The organism is Aeromonas sp. ASNIH1 (genome assembly GCF_002934285.1).
Classification (GTDB): Bacteria; Pseudomonadota; Gammaproteobacteria; order Enterobacterales; family Aeromonadaceae; genus Aeromonas; species Aeromonas caviae.
Genome location: NZ_CP026228.1, coordinates 2,861,455 through 2,880,483, shown reverse-complemented (window position 1 = coordinate 2,880,483; position 19,029 = coordinate 2,861,455). Strand labels below are relative to the sequence as shown.

The following is a 19,029-nucleotide window of genomic DNA, read 5'->3' as shown; positions in this document are numbered from 1 at the left end:
TATCTGGGCGAATAAAGTGGCTTTGGGAGCACAATCGCTTTTCTGGGCGGGGAAAACGATTCAATCCGCCCCCTGCCTTACCTCCATGGAGGTGGATCCCTTCCCCATCCCGCCCCGGGCGGCTCCACCCCCAAATAGTGCTGGCAATCACCGGATGACCTATTTAAAATAGACGTCCAGATGTAGATACCTCTACAGTCATCCTGTCATTATCCGGTTATGGCCAAGGCGATAACCCTTACGAATCGAGAACCAAACATGGCAAAGCTGTTTACTTCCGAGTCGGTCTCCGAAGGCCATCCCGATAAAATCGCCGACCAGATCTCCGATGCGGTGCTGGACGCCATCCTGCAGCAGGACACCAAGGCGCGCGTCGCCTGCGAAACCCTGGTCAAGACCGGCATGGTGATGGTAGCCGGCGAAGTGACCACCTCTGCCTGGGTCGACATCGAACAGATCGTGCGCGACACCGTGCGCGAGATTGGTTACACCCACTCCGACATGGGCTTCGACGCCGACTCCTGCGCCGTGCTGAACGCCATCGGCAAACAGTCTCCGGACATCAACCAGGGCGTCGACCGTACCGACCCGCTGGAGCAAGGTGCCGGTGACCAGGGCCTGATGTTCGGCTACGCCACCAACGAAACCGACGTGCTGATGCCCGCGCCCATCACCTACTCTCACCTGCTGGTGAAGCGTCAGGCAGAAGTGCGCAAGAACGGCACCCTGCCGTGGCTGCGTCCGGACGCCAAGAGCCAGCTGACCTTCGCCTACGACGACGCAGGCAAGATCCTGGGTGTCGATGCCGTGGTGCTCTCCACCCAGCATTGCGACTCCATCAGCCACAGCGATCTGGTGGAAGCGGTGCGCGAAGAGATCATCAAGCCGGTGCTGCCCGCCGAGTGGATCAACAAGGACACCAAGTACTTCATCAACCCGACCGGCCGTTTCGTCATCGGCGGCCCCATGGGTGACTGCGGTCTGACCGGTCGCAAGATCATCGTCGACACCTACGGCGGCATGGCCCGTCACGGTGGTGGCGCCTTCTCCGGCAAGGATCCGTCCAAGGTGGACCGCTCCGCCGCCTACGCCGCCCGCTACGTGGCCAAGAACATCGTGGCCGCAGGTCTCGCAGATCGCTGTGAAGTGCAGGTCTCCTACGCCATCGGCGTGGCCGAGCCCACCTCCATCAGCGTCGAAACCTTCGGTACCGGCAAGGTGGCCGAAGCCCTGCTGGTCAAGCTGGTGCGCGAGTTCTTCGAGCTGCGCCCCTATGGTCTCATCGAGATGCTGGATCTGAAGCGCCCGATCTACCAGGCAACCGCCGCTTACGGCCACTTCGGCCGCGACGAGTTCCCCTGGGAGAAGACCGACAAGGCCGAGCTGCTGCGCGCTGCCGCTGGCCTGTAAGACTCGAGGTTGTGATAAAAGGGGAGCCTGGCTCCCCTTTTGCTTTTGTGTCCTGTCCCGAGGATCCCATGCCTGCCACTGCCACCCGGCTTGACCCCGCCCTCATCGAGACGCTGCTCGCGCGCGTCGAAGCCTGCTTTGTGCAGGCCGAAACGCGCCTTGGCCGCACCTTCCCCCGCCCGCAAGTCCATTGCAACATGCGGGGCCGGGCGGCAGGGTCGGCGCGGCTGCAAACCTGGGAGCTGCGTTTCAATCCGGCGCTCTATCAGGCCAATCAGCGGGCGTTTCTCAGGGAAGTGGTGCCCCACGAGGTGGCGCACCTGCTGGTCTATGCGCTCTGGGGAGAGGGGCGCGGCAAGAGCCGGGTACTGCCCCACGGCCACCAGTGGCAATCGGTGATGCGGGAGCTGTTCGGTCTCGAACCCAGCACCACCCACAGCTTCGATCTGGGGGTGCTGGCCCAGCGCACCTTCGTGTATGCCTGCGCCTGCCAGCAGCATCCCCTCTCCGTGCGCCGCCACAACAAGGTGATACGCGGCGAGGCCCGCTATCACTGCCGCCGCTGTCGCCAGCCCCTGGTGTGGCAGCGCGACACGACGGCGGATTGAGTCACCCCGTGTCGCGCTCCTGTGATAGGGTGCGCGCTTACTTCATTCAACTGTCTCATTGCCAAGGATATTCATGTTTCGCCCTCTGCTCTCCCTCTGCCTGGCCCTGCTGGTCAGCGCCCCGGCCCATGCCGACAACATCCAGACCTTTCGCGCCGCCAAGCAGGATCTGAACAAGCTCTACCAGAGCCACCCCGTCACCTTCTACTGCGGCTGCAACATCAAGTTCAGCGGCAAGAAGATGGCCCCCGACTGGGAGAGCTGCGGCTACCTGCCACGCAAGCAGGCCGAGCGGGCCTCCCGCATCGAATGGGAGCACGTGGTGCCCGCCTGGGAGTTCGGCCACCAGCTCCAGTGCTGGCAGGACGGGGGTCGTAAGAATTGCGGCAAGAGCGACGAGTTCAACAGGATGGAGGGAGACATGCACAACCTCTTCCCCGCCATCGGCGAGGTGAACGGTGATCGGGCGAACTTCCGCTTCAGCGACTGGAACGGCAAACCGAACCAGTACGGCAAGTGCCAGATGCTGGTGGACTTCAAGGAGCGCCAGGTGCAGCCGCCCAAGGGGCCGGTGCGTGGCCAGATCGCCCGCGCCTACCTCTACATGAGCCAGCAGTACGGACTGCGTCTGGCGGCCCAGCAGCGCAAGCTTTACGAAGCCTGGGACAGGCAGTATCCGGCTGATCGCTGGGAGTGCGAGCGCAACCGCCGTATCGGCAAGCTGCAGGGCAATACCAATCCCTTCATTGAAAAGCAGTGCCAATAACCCCATTTGACCAGGGAGGGGGAGCGTCCCCCTCCTCCTGAATCCCTTCACTCTCTGTCTCGCGAGCCTTGCTCGCCGCCGTGCAGTAGGGTATTGAAGGGTTTCCAAGCAAGAGACTGACTATCAGCCATGCGCATTCCACGTATCTATGAACCGGCCAGCCTGCAGGTGGGCCAGACCCTCGCCCTGTCGGAAGACGGTGCCAATCACATCGGCCGCGTGCTGCGCATGCAGCCGGGCCAGCAGCTCGAGCTGTTCAACGGCGACGGCCACCAGTACCCCGCCACCATCACCAGTGTGGGCAAGAAGTCCGTTGAGGTGACCATCGACAGTTGCGAGACCCGCTCGGTGGAGTCCCCGCTCGCCATCCACCTGGGTCAGGTGATCAGCCGCGGCGACAAGATGGACTTCACCATCCAGAAATCCGTGGAGCTCGGCGTCACCTGCATCACGCCCCTCTTCTCCGAGCGCTGCGGCGTCAAGCTGCCCGCCGATCGGCTGGAGAAAAAACGCGAGCAGTGGCAAAAAGTGGTGATCAGTGCCTGCGAGCAGTGCGGTCGCAATACCGTGCCCGAGGTGCGCATGCCGATGGAGCTGGACGCCTGGCTGGCGGAAGAGACCCAGGAGCTCAAGCTCAACCTGCACCCGCGCGCCCCTTACAGCATCAACACCCTGCCCATCCCCGAGCACGGCGTGCGCCTGCTGATCGGCCCGGAAGGGGGCTTGTCCGGCGACGAGATCGCCCGTACCGTGCAGGAAGATTTCAAGGAGATGCTGCTGGGGCCGCGGGTGCTGCGTACCGAAACCGCCGCCCTGACGGCGATTACTGCGCTTCAGTGCCGCTTTGGCGATCTCGCTTGATACTATCTGGCGGTGTCGATAAGCCGCGTGGCGCATCACATCATGGCAGCCTCAAACGGCCGATTACGCTGCGCTAATCGACCCTACAACCCCATCGAGCCATTAGGAAGGAAACTCGGATGACCATTAAACTCGGCATCGTGATGGACCCCATCTCGGCCATCAACATCAAGAAGGACTCCAGCTTCGCCATGCTCGAAGAGGCGCAAAAGCGCGGCTACGAGCTGTTCTATCTGGAGATGAAGGATCTCTACATGGAGGCCGGTCGCGCCTTCGGTACCATGCGTCCGCTCACCGTCAAATATGACTATGCCGACTGGTATAGCCTGGGCGAGGTGGTGGATCAGCCGCTCTCCAGCCTGGACGTGATCCTGATGCGCAAGGATCCCCCCTTCGACACCGAGTTCATCTACGCCACCTACATGCTGGAGCGAGCCGAGGATGAGGGTTGCCTCATCGTCAACAAGCCCCAGAGCCTGCGCGACGCCAACGAAAAGCTCTACACCGCCTGGTTTGCCGAGCACACCCCGACCACACTCGTCACTCGCAGAGCCGACAAGCTGCGGGCTTTCCACGCCAAGCACAAGGACGTCATCCTCAAGCCGCTCGACGGCATGGGCGGCGCCTCCATCTTCCGCATGAAGGAGGATGACGCCAACGTCGGCGTCATCATCGAGACATTAACCTCTCACGGCAGCCAGTACTGCATGGCGCAGACCTATCTGCCTGCCATCAAGGATGGCGACAAGCGAGTGCTGGTGGTGGACGGCGAGCCGGTACCCTACTGCCTGGCCCGCATCCCGGCGCAAGGGGAGACCCGTGGCAACCTGGCGGCCGGTGGCCGTGGCGAGGCGCGCCCCCTGAGCGAGGCGGACTGGGCCATCGCCCGCGCAGTGGGCCCGACCCTGAAAGAGAAGGGGCTCATCTTCGTCGGCCTCGACATCATCGGCGATCGCCTGACCGAGATTAACGTCACCAGCCCTACCTGCATCCGCGAGATTGAGGCGGCCTTCGACGTCTCCATTACCGGCATGCTGATGGACGCCATCGAGCGCCGGCTGGGCCGCTGACCCCTTCCCCAGCGACCCGTTGCCGCAGCGAGGAAACACACACAAGGGGCCGTGAAGGCCCCTTTGACTGCCGGCAAAAAGCGGTTTTGCCCGCCGCCATCAACTGCCATAATCACCCCAAATACCTTTGCACGCTAAGAGATACATACGCTCCATGCAAACACTGCAAAATCACTTTCTGCTCGCCATGCCGAGCCTCACGGACGCCTATTTCCAGCGCTCCCTGGTCTATCTGTGCGAACACAGCAGCGAAGGCGCCATGGGACTGGTGGTCAACATTCCGGTCGACATGTCCCTGGACGCCATGCTGACCAAGCTCAACCTCAATCCCCCCGCCACCGCCGAGATGAAACAGCCGGTGTTGCAGGGGGGACCGGTGCACGGGGATCGCGGCTTCGTGCTGCACAGCTTCCGCCCGGGGTTCAACTCCACCCTGCAGGTGAGCGACGAGATGATGGTCACCACCTCCAAGGACATCCTGGAGACCCTGGGCACCGACGAGGCGCCGGACCACTGGCTGGTAGCGCTCGGTTACGCCGGCTGGAGTGCAGGCCAGCTCGAGCAGGAGCTGGTGGATGGCGCCTGGCTGGTGATCCCCCCCAATCCCAAGCTGGTCTTCGATACCCCCATCCACCTGCGCTGGCAGCAAGCCGCAGCGAGCATTGGGGTCAACCCCCTGCACCTCTCCAGCCAGGTGGGCCATAGCTGACACCCGGCCCTCCCCCATGAGCAGGGGGAGACAGGGAGGGGGCTTCCCCCTTCATTTATCCATCCATTTCGAGGAGACCCCATGTCATCACGCAGCATCATGGGCTTTGACTACGGCACCAAGAGCATCGGCGTCGCCATCGGCCAGGAGCTCACGGGCAGCGCCCGCCCCCTCCGCTCCCTCAAGGCCAACGACGGCATCCCCAACTGGGACGAGATAGAGAAGCTGATCAAGGAGTGGCAACCGGATCTGCTGATCGTCGGTCTGCCGCTCAACATGGATGGCACGGACCAGGAGATCACGGTGCGGGCTCGCAAGTTCGGTAATCGCCTGCACGGTCGCTTCGGCAAGCCGGTGGAGTTCAAGGACGAGCGGCTCACCACCACGGATGCCCGCGCCCGCCTGTTTGAACGTGGCGGCTACAAGGCGCTGGACAAGGGGAGCGTGGACGGCGTCTCCGCCCAGCTCATCGTCGAAGCCTGGATGGAAGAGCAGTACGACTAAACCGGGGTGCCTCCTCCCCCTTGCTTCTCTTTCGCCGCCCCGCTCTCCATGGGCCCGCCCCAGGCAAAACGCGTCCTCCCCGCCGCGGCCAGTCCATAGAGCCGCCGGATCTCCCCCCGCAACCACATCACCTTGGCATCCTGATTGTGGCGCTTGTGCCACAGCAGGATGAAGGCGATCTCCAGCTGGGCATAGAGGGACTCTTCCAGCGGCAACGGCATGGGGATGAGGTCGGGGTGGTGTCTGGCGGCATAGTCCGCGCAATATGAAGGCACCACGGCGATCAGCTCGTGGCTCTTTTGGGCGGCGATGTGCAGCGCCTGCTCGAAGCTCGCCACCATGATGGGCACCTGCCGCCTGTGGCCTTCGTCCTCCAGCAGATCATCCAGTGCCCAGCTGTCGCTGGCCTCCCACACCATGCTCACCTGGGGGCAGGCCAGAAAGCGGGTCAGCGACCACGTCTGCCCGAGCAAGGGGTGATCCTTGCGCAGGAACACCACGGGACGATCGCAGAACAGCACCTCGTGATCGATGTAATAGGGCAGCCGGTTGACCCTGGCATGGGAGCGGCCGTGGGTCTCCCGGGCGCAGAAGCCGAGATCCGCCTCCCCGTTGACGATGTCGTTGAGAGAGTGGTGATCCCAGCCCAGCATCCTGACCACGGAGTGGGGGTACTTCTGGTAGATGGTCGTGGGCAGCTCGCTCAGGAAGCTGATGCCAAAGGGGGACTCCATCACCAGACTGAAGCGGGCCCCCTCAGGGATCGCCTCGCTGTTGAGGGTGCTGATGCTCTCGGTGAGCTGGAACCAAGTCTTGAGCTCCTCCGCCAGGGTCAGGGAGAGGTTGGTCGGCTGCAAACCCTGGCGCACGCGCACGAAGAGGGGATCCCCGAACCAGTCCCGCAGCTTGCCAAGCGCCTTGCTCACCGCCGACGGGGTGACACACAGCTTCTTGGCCGCCCCCGCCACGCTGCGCTCCTGCATCAGGTGCCTGAAGACCACCAGCAGGTTCAAATCGAGTTCACCCAGATTGCGCATCGCGTCTCTCCTATCCCCGAGCCCGGACTCGCCGTACCGCACGCCATGGTAGCAGCACCTTGACCACCAGGTAACCGAGCAGCGCCAGCAGGAGTGCCAGGATCAGCATCCAGAGCGCAGGCATCCCCAGATAGCCCATCCCCCAGATGAAGAGCCCGGACAACCCTATCTGCATGATGCAGAGCAGGGCACTGGCCGATGCCACCTGATCCCCGCACACATCCAGCGCCTCCCCCATCGCCACCCCGAACCCGCAGGAAAACCCGATGCAGACCAGGGCACACCCCGCCAGCAGCCAGGACAGGCCGCCTTCGGGCCCGCTGCTGCACAACAGGGCGAGCAAAGCCAGCAGGTAGGCGAGATGGGAGAGCGCCAGCACCCTTGCCTTGCCGAGCCAGCGCAGCAGCAAGGGGGTCAGGAAGGAAGCGGACATGCTCACCCCGGCCATCGCCATCATCAGCCGGGTGTACTGCTCGGGAGGCAGGCCGAACGTGGTCATCAGGACGAGGGGCGAGACGCTCACATAGACCAGAATGGCGGCCACGCTGGCGCTGGTCAGCAAGGCGCGCTGCATGAAGGGGGCCGTGCCCAGCAGGGCCAGCGGCGATGCCCCCGCAGGCTGGCGGGCGGGGCGGGTCTCCTTGAGCAGTCGCAGGTTGACCAGGGCACTGATGGCGGCCACCAGCGCCATGCCCACGAAGATGCCGCGCCACTCGAAGTGCGACAGGATGAGATAACCGAGTACGGGAGCCAGCACCGGAATGATGCAGATCACGCCGTTGATGAGGGAGAGAGCCATCGTGAGGCGCGCCTGGCTCAGCACATCCCGCAGCACGGTGAAGGTCATGATGTAGAGCGCTCCAGCGCCCACCCCTTGCCAGAAACGCCCCAGATAAAACTGGGCGATGCCGGTCGCCTCCGCCGCCACCAGGGAGGCGACCACGAAGATGAGGGCGCCCCCCAGCACCACGGGGCGCCTGCCATGGCGATCCGCCAGCATGCCCCCCGGCAGCACGGTAGCCGCCATGCCCAGCAGATAGATGGAAAAAGCGGTGTGGATCTGCGCCTCGCTCCCCTGCAGGGTTTGCGCAATGCGGGGGACGGCCACCAGATAGAGATCGATCCCGAGGGGATAGAGGATGATCATCAGAAAAGTACACAGCAGAAACATACCCATGAAGGCTCCATAGCAGCAGGTTTCACCATCACAGGTGCGCTGTCAGCGAGATTGACAACTCAATCCTGCAAAAGCAGAGGAAGATGCCGGGCACTATAGAGCGGGCGGCCTGCCGGGGCCTAGTGACGAGATGGCACTCGGTGGATGCCAATCCGGACATCTCCCGCAGGAGAGGTCCGGACTAGCATGCTCATCGACCCGCCCCCTGCCAGGTCGCCCTTGAGGGGTCGGGTCCGAAGTAACGGGCACGCCGCGATGCGACGTGCCCTCAAGGCTCAGCGAAGGCGCACCATTACCTGGCCAGTTGCGTCAGGATGGCGTGAGCCGCCTTGATGCGCGCCTCGTTGGGGTAGTTGCGATTGGCCAGCATGACGATGCCAATCCCTTTGGCCGGCACGAAGGCCACATAGGCCCCGAAGCCGTTGGTCGAGCCGGTCTTGTTGAAGAGCACAGGGTGCCCTGTTGCAGCGGGCGCGGGCACCGCCGGGTTGGCATTGTAAATCATCGCCGGGGAGTTGCCCGCCAGCAGCGTCTGCTCGCTGACGGGATAGGCGTAACGCTCCCAGCCCAGTCCCTGGGTCATCTCCCCCACCGCATACTGGCCCTGGTGAGTCAGATCGATGGCCTGCTGCATGGCCGCATTATCCACCCCGCTGATGTTGGCCTTCACAAAGCGCAGCAGATCCGCCGAGCTGGTCTTGATGCCGTAGGCCTCGTCCGCCAGCATGCCGGGAGTGACGCGGATGGGCTTGTCCTCCTTCGAGTAGCCGTAGGCGTAGTGCCCCATGGCCTGCTCGGGCACAGTGAGGTAGGTATGGTACAGGCCAAGCCCCGGCAGGATCGTCTGCTCCATCAGGCGATCGAACGGCTGCTTCATGCTGCTCGCCGCCAGATAGCCAAAGAGCCCGATGCTGGGGTTGGCGTACTGGCGATGGGAACCCGGCGAGTAGGCTGGGGTCCACTGGCGGTAGTAGGCCTGCATCTTCTCGAGCGAATCCACCTCCTCGGGGAATTGCAGCGGCAAGCCGCCCGCGCTGTAGGTAGCCAGCTCCCCCATGGTGATGTTGTCAAAGGCGGATCCCTTGAGCCAGGGGGCGAACAGACTCGCCTTGTCATCGAGCTCGAAGCTCCCCTGCACCACGGCGTAGGCCCCCAGCGTCGCGGTCAGGGTCTTGCTCACGGAACCTATCTCGAACAGGGTCTGCTCGCTGACACCGACTGCGCGCTCCCGATCGGCCACACCGTAGTTGAAATAGTGGGCCTTGCCATCCTTGAGCACGGCCACCGCCATGCCCGGGATCCTGTGCTCCTTGAGCAGCGGCCGGATGCTGGCATCCACCACGGGGCGCAGGGGATCGGTCGCCGCCTTGTCACCGGCATGAGCCAGGCCGGCCCACATCAGGGTGGCCAGAGCGCCCCACAGGATGGATTGTCGTTGTTGCATTGCATGTCTCCTGACTGTCGTTAGCAAGGTATCGCCATGGCGGCGAGTGATGAACCCAGCATAGTCCCACGAGGTGTGCTGCCGATGAGGCTCTGTGAAGTCAGTGTGAAGCCGCCCCCTCTTTTTACCCATGAAAAAGGGGAGCCATGGCTCCCCTTCAATCACCTTGCAACGCGGGCTTATTTCTTGCCCGGGTTGTCCCAGATCCCCTCTTCCAGCTGGCTGCGCAGCTCGGGGTATTTGTTGGCATCGAAGGTCGGCACGCGGCCCACCTTGAGCTGGTCGTTGTAGTCCTTGGCCAGCTTGATGGCGACGCCGGAGAGCAGCAGGATGGCCACCAGGTTGACGATGGCCATCAGCCCCATGGAGACATCCGCCAGAGCCCACACGGTCGGCAGTTCGCCCACGGATCCGAACATCACCATGCCCAGCACGAACATCCGGAACAGCATCAGGCCACCCTTGTGGTTGTGCTCGAGGAACACCAGGTTGGTCTCCGCATAGGAGTAGTTCGCCACGATGGAGGTGAAGGCGAAGAAGAAGATGGCCGCTGCGATGAAGATGTTGCCACCGCCGCCCACCTGGGAGGAGAGCGCGCGCTGGGTCAGCTCGACACCGGTCACGCCGGAGCCCGGCTCAAACTGGCCGGACATCAGGATGATGGCGGCAGTACAGGTACAGATGACGATGGTATCGAGGAAGACCCCCAGCATCTGCACATAACCCTGGGAGGCCGGGTGCGGCGGATAGGGGGTGGCAGTGGCGGCAGCATTGGGGGCAGAGCCCATGCCGGCCTCGTTGGAGAAGAGGCCGCGCTTGATGCCGTTGATCATCGCCTGGGAGATGGCATAGCCCATGGCGCCGGAACCTGCCTGCTCGATACCGAACGCAGACTTGATGATGAGGGCGAAGATACCCGGCAGCTCGCTGATGTTCATGAACACCACGAACAGCGCCATCAGGATATAGGCGATCGCCATGAAGGGCACCACCAGCTCGGCAAAGCGGGCGATGCCGCGAATGCCGCCGAAGATGATGAGACCGGAGAGCACCACCAGGGCCAGACCGCTCACCCAGTCAGGGATGCCGAAGGCGACGTTCATGGCCAAGCTGATGGAGTTGGCCTGCACCGCGTTGAACACCAGACCGAAGGCCAGCAGCAGGCAGAGGGAGAAGACCACCCCCATCCAGCGCATGCCGAGGCCGCGCTCCATGTAGTAGGCAGGGCCGCCGCGGTAGTTGCCATCCTCATCCTTGACCTTGTAGAGCTGGGCCAGGGTGCTCTCCACGAAGGCGGTGGCCATGCCTATGAAGGCGATCAGCCACATCCAGAAGACGGCGCCAGGGCCACCCAGATAGATGGCGACGGCCACACCGGCCAGATTGCCCGTCCCGACGCGAGCCGCCAGGCTGGTACACAGAGCCTGGAAGGAGGAGATGCCGGCGCTGTCGGATTTGCGACTGTTGCGCAGGACCGAGAACATGTGGCCGAAGTGGCGGATCTGGATAAAGCCCAGGCGGAAGGTAAAGAAGATACCGACCCCGATCAGCAGGTAAATGAGCACGGCTCCCCACATCAGGTCGTTAATCATTGCAATCAAGGTGTCCATAATTCTCTCGTTGTTATCACATCCATGGCCAGTCTGCGCTGACCGCTCTCTGTCAATTTCCGAACCAGCATTGCGCAGAAGGGGCGGAATCTAGCATAGCGAGGGAATTCAGAATAGTGACAGGGCTCACTGGGGAGACAAAAAACGAGCAATTTGATGCAAAAAAGCTTCATTTAGCACGCAATAAATCAACAAAAATTGATGCACTACCCAGCGCCCTTACAAATTAGATCCAATAGAGAACCATTTTGCAACTCATCCCATGGGGGTAAAAACCGCTGAGTGAAACGACATCAGGGAGACAAGCGTTTGCTTCTCATGCCTCATCGGCAAGGGGTTGTAACGCAAAACGTTTTACACGTAATTAAATTTCAAGTAGCTGACAGAACTATTTATGTGACCTCCCGCACAAATTCATGAATCCACCAAAATAATTGCGCTTTTCCATGTCGGAGCCAGCCGCCACACCATGAATAAAACTCGTTTTTTATCAAACACTTTCACCCGACAGCCGGTACCGCTTTCACCACCTGGCTGATTCGCATACAAGCCCCCCTATTGCAGGATGCGCCACATCCGTATTAATTAGGCAGGCAATGACGATGGGGCCTGCCCATCGCCCCTTTCTGAGCCTGAGCCGCCGGGATCTTGTAATTTAATTTCAGAACTGCCGTCTCATGCCCGCCACCCTGGGATTGCTCCCTCATAAAGAGATGATATTTGCCATGGCCGATAAATTGACTCAGCTGAAAGCCCTGACCACAGTGGTTGCCGATACCGGCGACATCGAAGCCATCAAGCGCTACCAGCCCATCGATGCCACCACCAACCCCTCTCTGGTACTCAAGGCCTCCGAGATCCCCGAGTACGCAGCCCTGATCCAGGACGCCATTGCCTGGGCCAAATCCCAGAGCCAGGACAAGGCACAGCAAATCATCGACGCAGGCGACAAGCTGGCGGTCAACATCGGCCTGGAAGTGCTGAAAATCGTCCCGGGTCGCATCTCCACCGAAGTGGACGCCCGCCTCTCCTTCGACACCGACGCCAGCATCGCCAAGGCCCGCAAGCTGATCCGCCTCTACAACGAAGCCGGTATCAGCAATGATCGCATCCTGATCAAGCTGGCCTCCACCTGGGAAGGCATCCGTGCCGCCGAGGTGCTGGAGAAAGAGGGTATCCAGTGCAACCTGACCCTGCTGTTCTCCTTCGCCCAGGCCCGCGCCTGTGCCGAAGCCGGCGCCTTCCTCATCTCCCCCTTCGTGGGCCGCATCCTCGACTGGTACAAGGCCAAGAACGGCCGTGACTACACCGCCAGTGAAGATCCGGGCGTGGTCTCCGTCACCGCCATCTACAACTACTACAAGCAGCACGACTACCCGACCGTGGTCATGGGCGCGAGCTTCCGCAACACTGGCGAAATCCTGGAACTGGCCGGCTGCGACCGCCTGACCATTGGCCCCGCTTTGCTGGAAGAGCTGAGCAAGGCCGAAGGCACCGTGGTGCGCAAGCTGGACTACACCGGCGAGCGCACAGCCAAACCGGCCCCGATGACCGAAGCCGAATTCCGCTGGGAGCTGAACCAGGACGCCATGGCCGTCGAGAAACTGGGGGAAGGCATCCGCCTGTTCGCCATCGACCAGGGCAAGCTGGAAACCATGCTGGCAAGCCACCTGTAAGGCCGCTCGCCACACGGCTCTCACAGAGCGAAGTGGCGCCGCAAATACCGGGCTCCCGAAAGGGCAGCCCGGTTTTTTTGTGCCTGTTTCCGGTTGTCACAACTTCGTCATAAAAACGTTTTATTTTCAAAGGCGTCGTGTTATACGGATGGTGAAAACCATAAAACCAAGGAGGGAGCCATGGACATGTTCAACTTCGATTTTGACGAGGTCGTTGAGCTGGGTTCACGTAGCCGCGGGACAACGGGAAAAAAACGCAAATGGCGTGAGATTGAGGCGCTTAAAGACAAGCACCGCCTGCAAAAGGAGCTGCAGGCCATCGACATCGCCTATGAAGGATCGGACGACCTGGAGCTCTGATACGCCCACGTCGCCCATGTTTCACTCCAGCGAGTGGAGCCATAAAAACAGCGCCCCGGATTGACCGGGGCGCTGTTTTTATGGGTGAACCTCCTGTCAGGCTGCAGGCAGCGAGAGCTGTTTGGCCAGCGCCTGGAAGTGCTGGCTTACCTCCGCCCCGAACAGGGGATCATTGATGGCCCGGTTCTGCCAGAGCTGTTCGAGATGACGCCAGTCATCCTCGGTCAGGGAGTCGCGCAGATGGGGGAAGATGACCCCTTCCTCATAGTTCATGTGCGCCTCCTGCTGCTCGATGAACTGCTCCAGCCTAGCGGTGAACTGATCCAGCGGGATGACCGCATCCATCAGGATCATCTCCACCATCTCCTTGAGCTCGGTCCCTGCATCCAGCAGACGGGCGTGCTCCTCATGCAGCCGGTTGGCCACCTCCCCCTCCACCACCCTGTATTTCAGGTAGTAGTCATAAATCATGTCTTCCTTCGGGTGGTGGTACTTGTCGGATACCTCGCGCAGATAATCCACCACATCCCGCAGCAGGAAGTAGCTCACCGGCTGCTCATTGCGAATGGCCGTCAGCTTTTGCTTGAGCAGCGTCAGCAACCGGGTGATGTTGAGGTGGTCCTTATGCAGACTGGATAACATGGGCACTCCTTGCACTGAAATGAGAAAACGTCTGTCTCGAGTATACGGTCATTTATTGCCTGAACTTTGCACTCAATCAAGTCGGATGCAGACAGCGGCTGCACCAGCCTCTCACCACAGGAGGCACAGGGGACACCATTTCCCCTGTGCATGCACGGCGTCAGGCCGCCGGATCGGCGCAGACCGAGAGCCAGTCGATGGGACTGCGTCCTTGCTGGACCAGCAGGCGATTGGCCTCGGAGAAGTGGCCGCAACCGATGAAACCGCGATGGGCAGAGAGCGGGCTGGGATGGGGGGCGCTCAGCACATGGTGGCGCGACCGGTCGATGAAGCGCCCTTTCTTCTGGGCATGAGCGCCCCACAGCAGGAAGACAACTCCCTGGCAATGGGTATTGATCCGCTCGATGACCCGATCGGTAAAGGTCTCCCACCCCAGGTGGGCGTGAGAGTGCGCCATGCCCGCCTGTACCGTCAGCACCGTATTGAGCAGCAGCACTCCCTGTCTGGCCCAGGATTCCAGGAATCCGTGATTGGGTGTGACAAAACCCGGCAGATCCCGCTGCATCTCCTTGTAGATGTTGACGAGGGACGGCGGCGTGCGCACTCCGGGCAAGACGGAGAAACAGAGGCCGTGCGCCTGGTCCGGGCCGTGATAGGGATCCTGCCCCAGAATCACCACCTTGACGTCATCCAGCTCGGTCAGTTTGAAGGCATTGAATACCTCGGTCGCCGGGGGATAGATCACCTTGCCCGCCTCCCGCTCAGCCCTGACGGTGGCCAGGGTGTCCATGAAATACGCCTGCTCTTTCTCCGAACCAATCACATCTTTCCAGGTCAGCACACCCGTCTCCTCTCGTTGCGAATCCACTCCTTCCATCCTGGCTGGCATGCCAGCCTCTCCCCACTCCCCGCCTTCTGTCCAGCTTGGCACCGCTATCTCCTCGGTCAATAGAGCAAGGGGCTCAGGATAGGGTCCTCGCCCCCAAGACGCAACCGCATGGAGGTCAGGCTCAGCCTGGCCAGCCTGGGAAGTGGCGGCGGCGTTCACGGGCAATGACCGAGGCTGCGTCGACACAGGAATAACAGGACGTTCTTCGGACAGGCCTCATGGGCAGGCCGGTTTTCGCTGACGCCAGCAATAAACCCTAAAGGTGTAGTTAAATTACTAGATATGAATAATAAAAAATGCATAATTCATATATCTTACAAAAACAGAAAAATGATCTGTTTTTGATTCAACTCAATGATTTAATCCCTTTCAATGCACGCAAAATGGGATTTTATTGATTTGGATCAATTTTCGTAATATTACCATCGTGGTATATATGGCCCCAACGAAGTAAAGGTGTAAGGCAAGGCCCCGTTAAATCATTCCTTCCAAGAGGTGGTTTAAAAACATCAGGGTAATGTGCTTACCGTTGAATCCGCTTTCCTATGAGGAGTCATACCATGATCAAGGGCATCCAAATCACCCAGTCCGCCAACGCCGCTCTGCTGAACTCTTTCTGGCTGCTGGACGAAGAGAAACAACAGGCTCGCTGCATCTGCGCCAAGGGCGACAGCTTTGCCGCCGATCAGGAAGTCAGCCTCTCCGACCTGGGTCAATTCGAATACCGTGAACTGCCGGTTCAGCAAGAGCCTGTGGTCGAAGGGGGTCAGCACCTGAACGTCAACGTACTGCGCCGCGAAACCCTGGAAGACGCCATCGCCAACCCGGAAAAATACCCGCAGCTCACCATCCGCGTCTCCGGTTACGCCGTGCGTTTCAACGCCCTGACCCCGGAGCAGCAGCGTGACGTGGTCACCCGCACCTTCACCCAGAGCCTGTAAGGCGCCCTGCGTAAAGAGATAAAAAAACGGCCCCCTCGGGCCGTTTTTCATGGGTGATGATCACCGCCGGAACCTGGGTCAGCTTCGCAGGTCCACCGGCCTTGCCACCACGGGTTTCGCCAGGGCGTCCTGCATGGTGGCCTCGTCGAGCTGATCGCAGTAACGGGCCACCACCAGGGTCGCCACCCCGTTGCCGATGAGGTTGGTCAGGGCGCGCGCCTCCGACATGAAGCGATCAATCCCGAGGATCAGCGCCAGCCCGGCCAGCGGCAGATGCCCTACCGCCGAGATGGTGGCTGCCAGCACGATGAAGCCACTCCCCGTGACTCCGGCCGCCCCCTTGGAGGAGATAAGCAGCACCACCAGCAGGGTAAGCTGATGGAACAGGTCCAGTGGGGTGTTGGTCGCCTGGGCGATGAAGACGGCGGCCATGGTCAGATAGATGGAGGTGCCGTCCAGGTTGAAGGAGTAACCGGTCGGGATCACCAGACCCACCACTGACTTCTTGCAGCCCAGCGCCTCCATTTTCACCAGCATGCGCGGCAATACGGATTCCGATGAGGAAGTGCCGAGCACGATCAACAGCTCTTCCCGGATATAGGCAATAAAGCGCACAATGCTGAAGCCATTGGCTTTGGCGATACTGCCGAGCACCAGAAAAATAAACAACAGGCAGGTCAGATAGAAGCTAGCAATTAATTGTCCCAGCTGCACCAAAGAACCAATACCGTATTTCCCTATGGTGAATGCCATGGCGCCAAATGCCCCGATCGGCGCCAGTTTCATGATCATGTTGATGATGCCGAAAATAACCTGGGAGAAACCATCGATGATATTGAAGATGGGTTTTCCCTTCTCCCCGATATGATGCAGGGAAAATCCGAACAGGACGGCAAACAGCAACACCTGGAGTATATTTCCGCCGGCAAAGGCACCGATGACGCTGGCCGGTATCACATCCAGCAGGAAGGGAATTATCCCCTGGGACTGGGCCTGATCCGCATAGACGGAGATGGCGCTGGCGTCGAGTGAGGAGGGATCCACATTCATACCGGCCCCCGGCTGCAGCACGTTGACCACGCACAGACCGATGATCAGGGCCAGGGTGCTCACCACTTCAAAATAGATCAGCGCAATGGCACCGGTTTTGCCCACCGCCTTCATGCTTTCCATGCCGGCAATGCCGGTGACCACGGTACAGAAAATGACGGGGGCGATGATCATCTTGATTAATTTAACGAAGCCATCACCAAGGGGTTTCATATCTGCGCCCAGACTCGGATAGACATGTCCCAGACATATTCCGATGGTGATTGCCAATATCACCTGAAAATAGAGGCTACTGACAATTTTCTTGTGCATGCTCAACGTCCTGTTAATAAGTGTGACTCCACTGACAGCAAATAACGCATGCAGCACTCTGCGGCGAGAAATAGGGTTATCTCACCCGCTTCATACCTTTTTGCCATCCTGACGGTCGCTACTTTTGCATGTCATAAGAAGCAAATAAGAGACATCAATCACACAATATATTTAACATCATTAACACCACGAAAACATGGTCGCAATGGACGCCGAAGAGCACCAAATGAAAATGACGGAAATAAAAATGCCCCGCATGGCGGGGCATTTTTGATAGTAAAAATCGCGATCAGGCGGAGGTATCGAGGGGCTCGAAGCCCTTGACGAGATCGTCGATGGCCTTCATCTGCTTGAGGAAGCCTTCCAGCTTCTCCAGCGGCAGGGCGCTCGGGCCGTCGCAGCGGGCAATTTTCGGATCCGGGTGGGATTCGATAAAGAGACCGGCCAGGCCCACCGCCATGCCGGCACGGGCCAGCTCGGTCACCTGCTCGCGGCGACCACCGGAGGCCGCTCCCAGGGGATCACGGCACTGCAGGGAGTGGGTGACGTCAAAGATGACCGGATAGCCGCCGGTGCTCTTCTTCATGACGCCCAGACCCAGCATGTCCACCACCAGGTTGTCATAGCCGAAGTTGGCACCGCGCTCGCAGAGGATCAGGCGATCGTTGCCACACTCCTCGAACTTGTCGGTGATGTTCTTCATCTGGCTTGGGCTCAGGAATTGCGGCTTCTTGATGTTGATGACGTTGCCGGTGCGGGCCATGGCCTCCACCAGATCGGTCTGGCGCGCCAGGAAGGCGGGCAGTTGGATGACGTCGACCACCTCGGCGACCGGTTTGGCCTGATGGGGCTCATGCAGATCGGAGATCACCGGCATGCCGAAGGTCGCTTTCAGCTCCTGGAAGATCTTCATCCCCTCTTCCAGACCCGGGCCGCGATAGGAGTGGATGGAGGAGCGGTTGGCCTTGTCCCAGCTCGCCTTGAACACGAACGGGATGCCGAGCTTGCTGGTCACTTCCACGTACTTCTCGCACACCGCCATCGCCATGTCGCGGGATTCCAGCACGTTCATGCCGCCGAACAGCACGAAAGGTTTGTCGTTGGCGACGTCGATCTGGTTGACCTTGATATTCTTCTGTTCCATCTCAGGGATCCTTAATGGAGGGGTTTGGGACTGAGGTCCAGGGTGGCCAGCTGGGTTTTCAGCACATCGGCCACGGGATCATCAGGGCATTGTTCAATAAAGTATTCGAAATCGTCGGCGGCAAAGCGCGGGCAATCGAGTTGCTCATAGATGAAGCCCCGATCCCGCGTCTCCAGCGGATCGCCGGGCTTCATGCGCAGCAGCAGCTCGCTGCAGCGCAACGCCTCCGTCATGCGCTCCTCGCGCAGCAGGGCGCCCTTGCTGACATTGAGCAAGCGCTCGATGATCTCCCACTGCCCCGATGGCTGCAGATGATCATCGCTCAGACTCGCCAGGTTGCCGAGGGCACCGCGCAGCAGCAGTTCGATGCGGTGCCGGCTCAGTTCATCACCGTTGAAGGGGTCCACATAGACCTCCCCGTCCAGACCGGCAAAACTCAGGAGGAAATGGCCGGGGAAGCAGATCCCCTCCACATCCAGCCCTATCTTGCGACCCAGCTGGATGAGGAGGATGCCGAGACTGACCGGGATCCCCTTGCGCCTTGCCAGCACCTGGTCCAGATCGCAGTTGGCGGACGAGAAGTAATCCTGCCAGTCGCCACGAAAGCCCAGGGTCTGGTAGAAACCCTGCAACAGCTGACGGCGCACCTCGTCGCAGTCTCCCTCGGCAATCGTTTCGTCCAGCCAGGCATCGAGGAGGGCAAGCTCGGCCTCTCCCGTGCCGCCATGGCCCCGGATCTCGTCGCTCACCGACAGCGCCAGCTCGGCCAGATCGTGAGCCTCGAAGTCGGTCCACTCATCCACACGTATCATCGTCATC

19 protein-coding genes are annotated in these 19,029 nt (G+C 60.7%); 10 read left to right on the top strand and 9 right to left on the bottom strand.

Translation table 11 applies throughout. The features are described 5' to 3' along the window. The first annotated feature begins 258 nt into the window (after positions 1-258). The 7 genes from metK to ruvX all read left to right on the top strand — a co-directional run bounded on the left by metK (position 259) and on the right by ruvX (position 5,928). Positions 259-1,410, top strand: a complete 1,152-nt coding sequence (gene metK, locus C2U37_RS14170; RefSeq protein ID WP_010673869.1) for a methionine adenosyltransferase — start codon at positions 259-261, stop codon at positions 1,408-1,410. A gap of 68 nt (positions 1,411-1,478) precedes the next feature. Beyond that, positions 1,479-2,018 carry a SprT family zinc-dependent metalloprotease gene (locus C2U37_RS14165; RefSeq protein ID WP_104452500.1) on the top strand — a complete coding sequence of 180 codons (540 nt, stop codon included), beginning with the start codon at positions 1,479-1,481 and terminating at the stop codon, positions 2,016-2,018. Positions 2,019-2,091: 73 nt separating this feature from the next. After that, positions 2,092-2,784: an endonuclease gene (locus tag C2U37_RS14160; protein WP_039040144.1), complete on the top strand. Its 693-nt coding sequence runs from the start codon at positions 2,092-2,094 to the stop codon at positions 2,782-2,784. Positions 2,785-2,913: 129 nt separating this feature from the next. Beyond that, the gene (gene rsmE / locus C2U37_RS14155; RefSeq protein ID WP_041212593.1) at positions 2,914-3,645 is read left to right on the top strand and encodes a 16S rRNA (uracil(1498)-N(3))-methyltransferase; all 732 of its coding nucleotides are present in this window, start codon (positions 2,914-2,916) and stop codon (positions 3,643-3,645) included. A gap of 119 nt (positions 3,646-3,764) precedes the next feature. Beyond that, positions 3,765-4,715 (top strand): glutathione synthase, encoded by a 951-nt coding sequence (gene gshB / locus C2U37_RS14150; protein ID WP_104452499.1) that lies wholly within the window; start codon positions 3,765-3,767, stop codon positions 4,713-4,715. Between the two features lie 154 nt (positions 4,716-4,869). After that, entirely contained in the window at positions 4,870-5,424 is a 555-nt protein-coding gene (locus C2U37_RS14145) for a YqgE/AlgH family protein (protein WP_010673864.1), read from the top strand. A gap of 81 nt (positions 5,425-5,505) precedes the next feature. Then, a complete protein-coding gene (gene ruvX, locus C2U37_RS14140; protein WP_010673863.1) occupies positions 5,506-5,928 on the top strand; it encodes a Holliday junction resolvase RuvX in 423 nt (140 codons plus the stop codon). Here ruvX and yidZ read toward each other — a convergent pair. The 4 genes from yidZ to C2U37_RS14120 form a co-directional block, all read right to left on the bottom strand. Then, a complete protein-coding gene (gene yidZ / locus C2U37_RS14135) occupies positions 5,925-6,965 on the bottom strand; it encodes an HTH-type transcriptional regulator YidZ (protein ID WP_104452498.1) in 1,041 nt (346 codons plus the stop codon). The genes ruvX and yidZ overlap by 4 nt on opposite strands. Positions 6,966-6,975: 10 nt before the next feature. Beyond that, on the bottom strand, positions 6,976-8,142 hold the full coding sequence (locus tag C2U37_RS14130; RefSeq protein WP_104452497.1) for an MdtL family multidrug efflux MFS transporter: 1,167 nt from the start codon (positions 8,140-8,142) through the stop codon (positions 6,976-6,978). 292 nt (positions 8,143-8,434) lie between these two features. Next, positions 8,435-9,586: a CMY-1/MOX family class C beta-lactamase gene (blaMOX, locus tag C2U37_RS14125; RefSeq protein WP_104452496.1), complete on the bottom strand. Its 1,152-nt coding sequence runs from the start codon at positions 9,584-9,586 to the stop codon at positions 8,435-8,437. A 179-nt stretch (positions 9,587-9,765) separates the two neighbouring features. Beyond that, positions 9,766-11,196 carry an alanine/glycine:cation symporter family protein gene (locus C2U37_RS14120; RefSeq protein ID WP_043155782.1) on the bottom strand — a complete coding sequence of 477 codons (1,431 nt, stop codon included), beginning with the start codon at positions 11,194-11,196 and terminating at the stop codon, positions 9,766-9,768. Between the two features lie 725 nt (positions 11,197-11,921). Between C2U37_RS14120 and tal the strand changes: the two genes are divergently transcribed. Together tal and C2U37_RS14110 are read left to right on the top strand one after the other, a co-directional pair. Continuing rightward, on the top strand, positions 11,922-12,872 hold the full coding sequence (gene tal / locus C2U37_RS14115; protein WP_010673859.1) for a transaldolase: 951 nt from the start codon (positions 11,922-11,924) through the stop codon (positions 12,870-12,872). A gap of 180 nt (positions 12,873-13,052) precedes the next feature. Beyond that, entirely contained in the window at positions 13,053-13,232 is a 180-nt protein-coding gene (locus tag C2U37_RS14110) for a DUF3545 family protein (RefSeq protein ID WP_010673858.1), read from the top strand. Between the two features lie 96 nt (positions 13,233-13,328). Here the strand turns inward: C2U37_RS14110 and C2U37_RS14105 are convergent, their stop codons facing one another. Together C2U37_RS14105 and ung are read right to left on the bottom strand one after the other, a co-directional pair. After that, the gene (locus C2U37_RS14105; protein ID WP_104452495.1) at positions 13,329-13,874 is read right to left on the bottom strand and encodes a hemerythrin domain-containing protein; all 546 of its coding nucleotides are present in this window, start codon (positions 13,872-13,874) and stop codon (positions 13,329-13,331) included. A 160-nt stretch (positions 13,875-14,034) separates the two neighbouring features. Beyond that, on the bottom strand, positions 14,035-14,715 hold the full coding sequence (gene ung / locus C2U37_RS14100) for a uracil-DNA glycosylase (protein ID WP_104452494.1): 681 nt from the start codon (positions 14,713-14,715) through the stop codon (positions 14,035-14,037). 608 nt (positions 14,716-15,323) lie between these two features. Between ung and grcA the strand changes: the two genes are divergently transcribed. After that, positions 15,324-15,704, top strand: a complete 381-nt coding sequence (gene grcA, locus C2U37_RS14095) for an autonomous glycyl radical cofactor GrcA (protein WP_010673855.1) — start codon at positions 15,324-15,326, stop codon at positions 15,702-15,704. A 78-nt stretch (positions 15,705-15,782) separates the two neighbouring features. Here grcA and C2U37_RS14090 read toward each other — a convergent pair whose 3' ends face one another. The 3 genes from C2U37_RS14090 to C2U37_RS14080 all read right to left on the bottom strand — a co-directional run bounded on the left by C2U37_RS14090 (position 15,783) and on the right by C2U37_RS14080 (position 19,022). Continuing rightward, on the bottom strand, positions 15,783-17,066 hold the full coding sequence (locus C2U37_RS14090) for a dicarboxylate/amino acid:cation symporter (RefSeq protein WP_041212586.1): 1,284 nt from the start codon (positions 17,064-17,066) through the stop codon (positions 15,783-15,785). Between the two features lie 289 nt (positions 17,067-17,355). After that, positions 17,356-18,210, bottom strand: a complete 855-nt coding sequence (kdsA, locus tag C2U37_RS14085; RefSeq protein WP_039039605.1) for a 3-deoxy-8-phosphooctulonate synthase — start codon at positions 18,208-18,210, stop codon at positions 17,356-17,358. A gap of 11 nt (positions 18,211-18,221) precedes the next feature. Beyond that, positions 18,222-19,022, bottom strand: coding sequence for a SirB1 family protein (locus C2U37_RS14080; RefSeq protein WP_042015581.1), 801 nt, complete (start codon positions 19,020-19,022; stop codon positions 18,222-18,224). Positions 19,023-19,029: the final 7 nt, after the last annotated feature.

Bases quoted from the DNA above. Each gene is read 5' to 3' on its own strand.
- metK (WP_010673869.1), top strand. From the start codon at position 259: ATGGCAAAGCTGTTTACTTCCGAGTCGGTCTCCGAAGGCCATCCCGAT.
- C2U37_RS14165 (WP_104452500.1), top strand. From the start codon at position 1,479: ATGCCTGCCACTGCCACCCGGCTTGACCCCGCCCTCATCGAGACGCTG.
- C2U37_RS14160 (WP_039040144.1), top strand. From the start codon at position 2,092: ATGTTTCGCCCTCTGCTCTCCCTCTGCCTGGCCCTGCTGGTCAGCGCC.
- rsmE (WP_041212593.1), top strand. From the start codon at position 2,914: ATGCGCATTCCACGTATCTATGAACCGGCCAGCCTGCAGGTGGGCCAG.
- gshB (WP_104452499.1), top strand. From the start codon at position 3,765: ATGACCATTAAACTCGGCATCGTGATGGACCCCATCTCGGCCATCAAC.
- C2U37_RS14145 (WP_010673864.1), top strand. From the start codon at position 4,870: ATGCAAACACTGCAAAATCACTTTCTGCTCGCCATGCCGAGCCTCACG.
- ruvX (WP_010673863.1), top strand. From the start codon at position 5,506: ATGTCATCACGCAGCATCATGGGCTTTGACTACGGCACCAAGAGCATC.
- yidZ (WP_104452498.1), bottom strand. From the start codon at position 6,965: ATGCGCAATCTGGGTGAACTCGATTTGAACCTGCTGGTGGTCTTCAGG.
- C2U37_RS14130 (WP_104452497.1), bottom strand. From the start codon at position 8,142: ATGGGTATGTTTCTGCTGTGTACTTTTCTGATGATCATCCTCTATCCC.
- blaMOX (WP_104452496.1), bottom strand. From the start codon at position 9,586: ATGCAACAACGACAATCCATCCTGTGGGGCGCTCTGGCCACCCTGATG.
- C2U37_RS14120 (WP_043155782.1), bottom strand. From the start codon at position 11,196: ATGGACACCTTGATTGCAATGATTAACGACCTGATGTGGGGAGCCGTG.
- tal (WP_010673859.1), top strand. From the start codon at position 11,922: ATGGCCGATAAATTGACTCAGCTGAAAGCCCTGACCACAGTGGTTGCC.
- C2U37_RS14110 (WP_010673858.1), top strand. From the start codon at position 13,053: ATGGACATGTTCAACTTCGATTTTGACGAGGTCGTTGAGCTGGGTTCA.
- C2U37_RS14105 (WP_104452495.1), bottom strand. From the start codon at position 13,874: ATGTTATCCAGTCTGCATAAGGACCACCTCAACATCACCCGGTTGCTG.
- grcA (WP_010673855.1), top strand. From the start codon at position 15,324: ATGATCAAGGGCATCCAAATCACCCAGTCCGCCAACGCCGCTCTGCTG.
- C2U37_RS14090 (WP_041212586.1), bottom strand. From the start codon at position 17,066: ATGCACAAGAAAATTGTCAGTAGCCTCTATTTTCAGGTGATATTGGCA.
- kdsA (WP_039039605.1), bottom strand. From the start codon at position 18,210: ATGGAACAGAAGAATATCAAGGTCAACCAGATCGACGTCGCCAACGAC.
- C2U37_RS14080 (WP_042015581.1), bottom strand. From the start codon at position 19,022: ATGATACGTGTGGATGAGTGGACCGACTTCGAGGCTCACGATCTGGCC.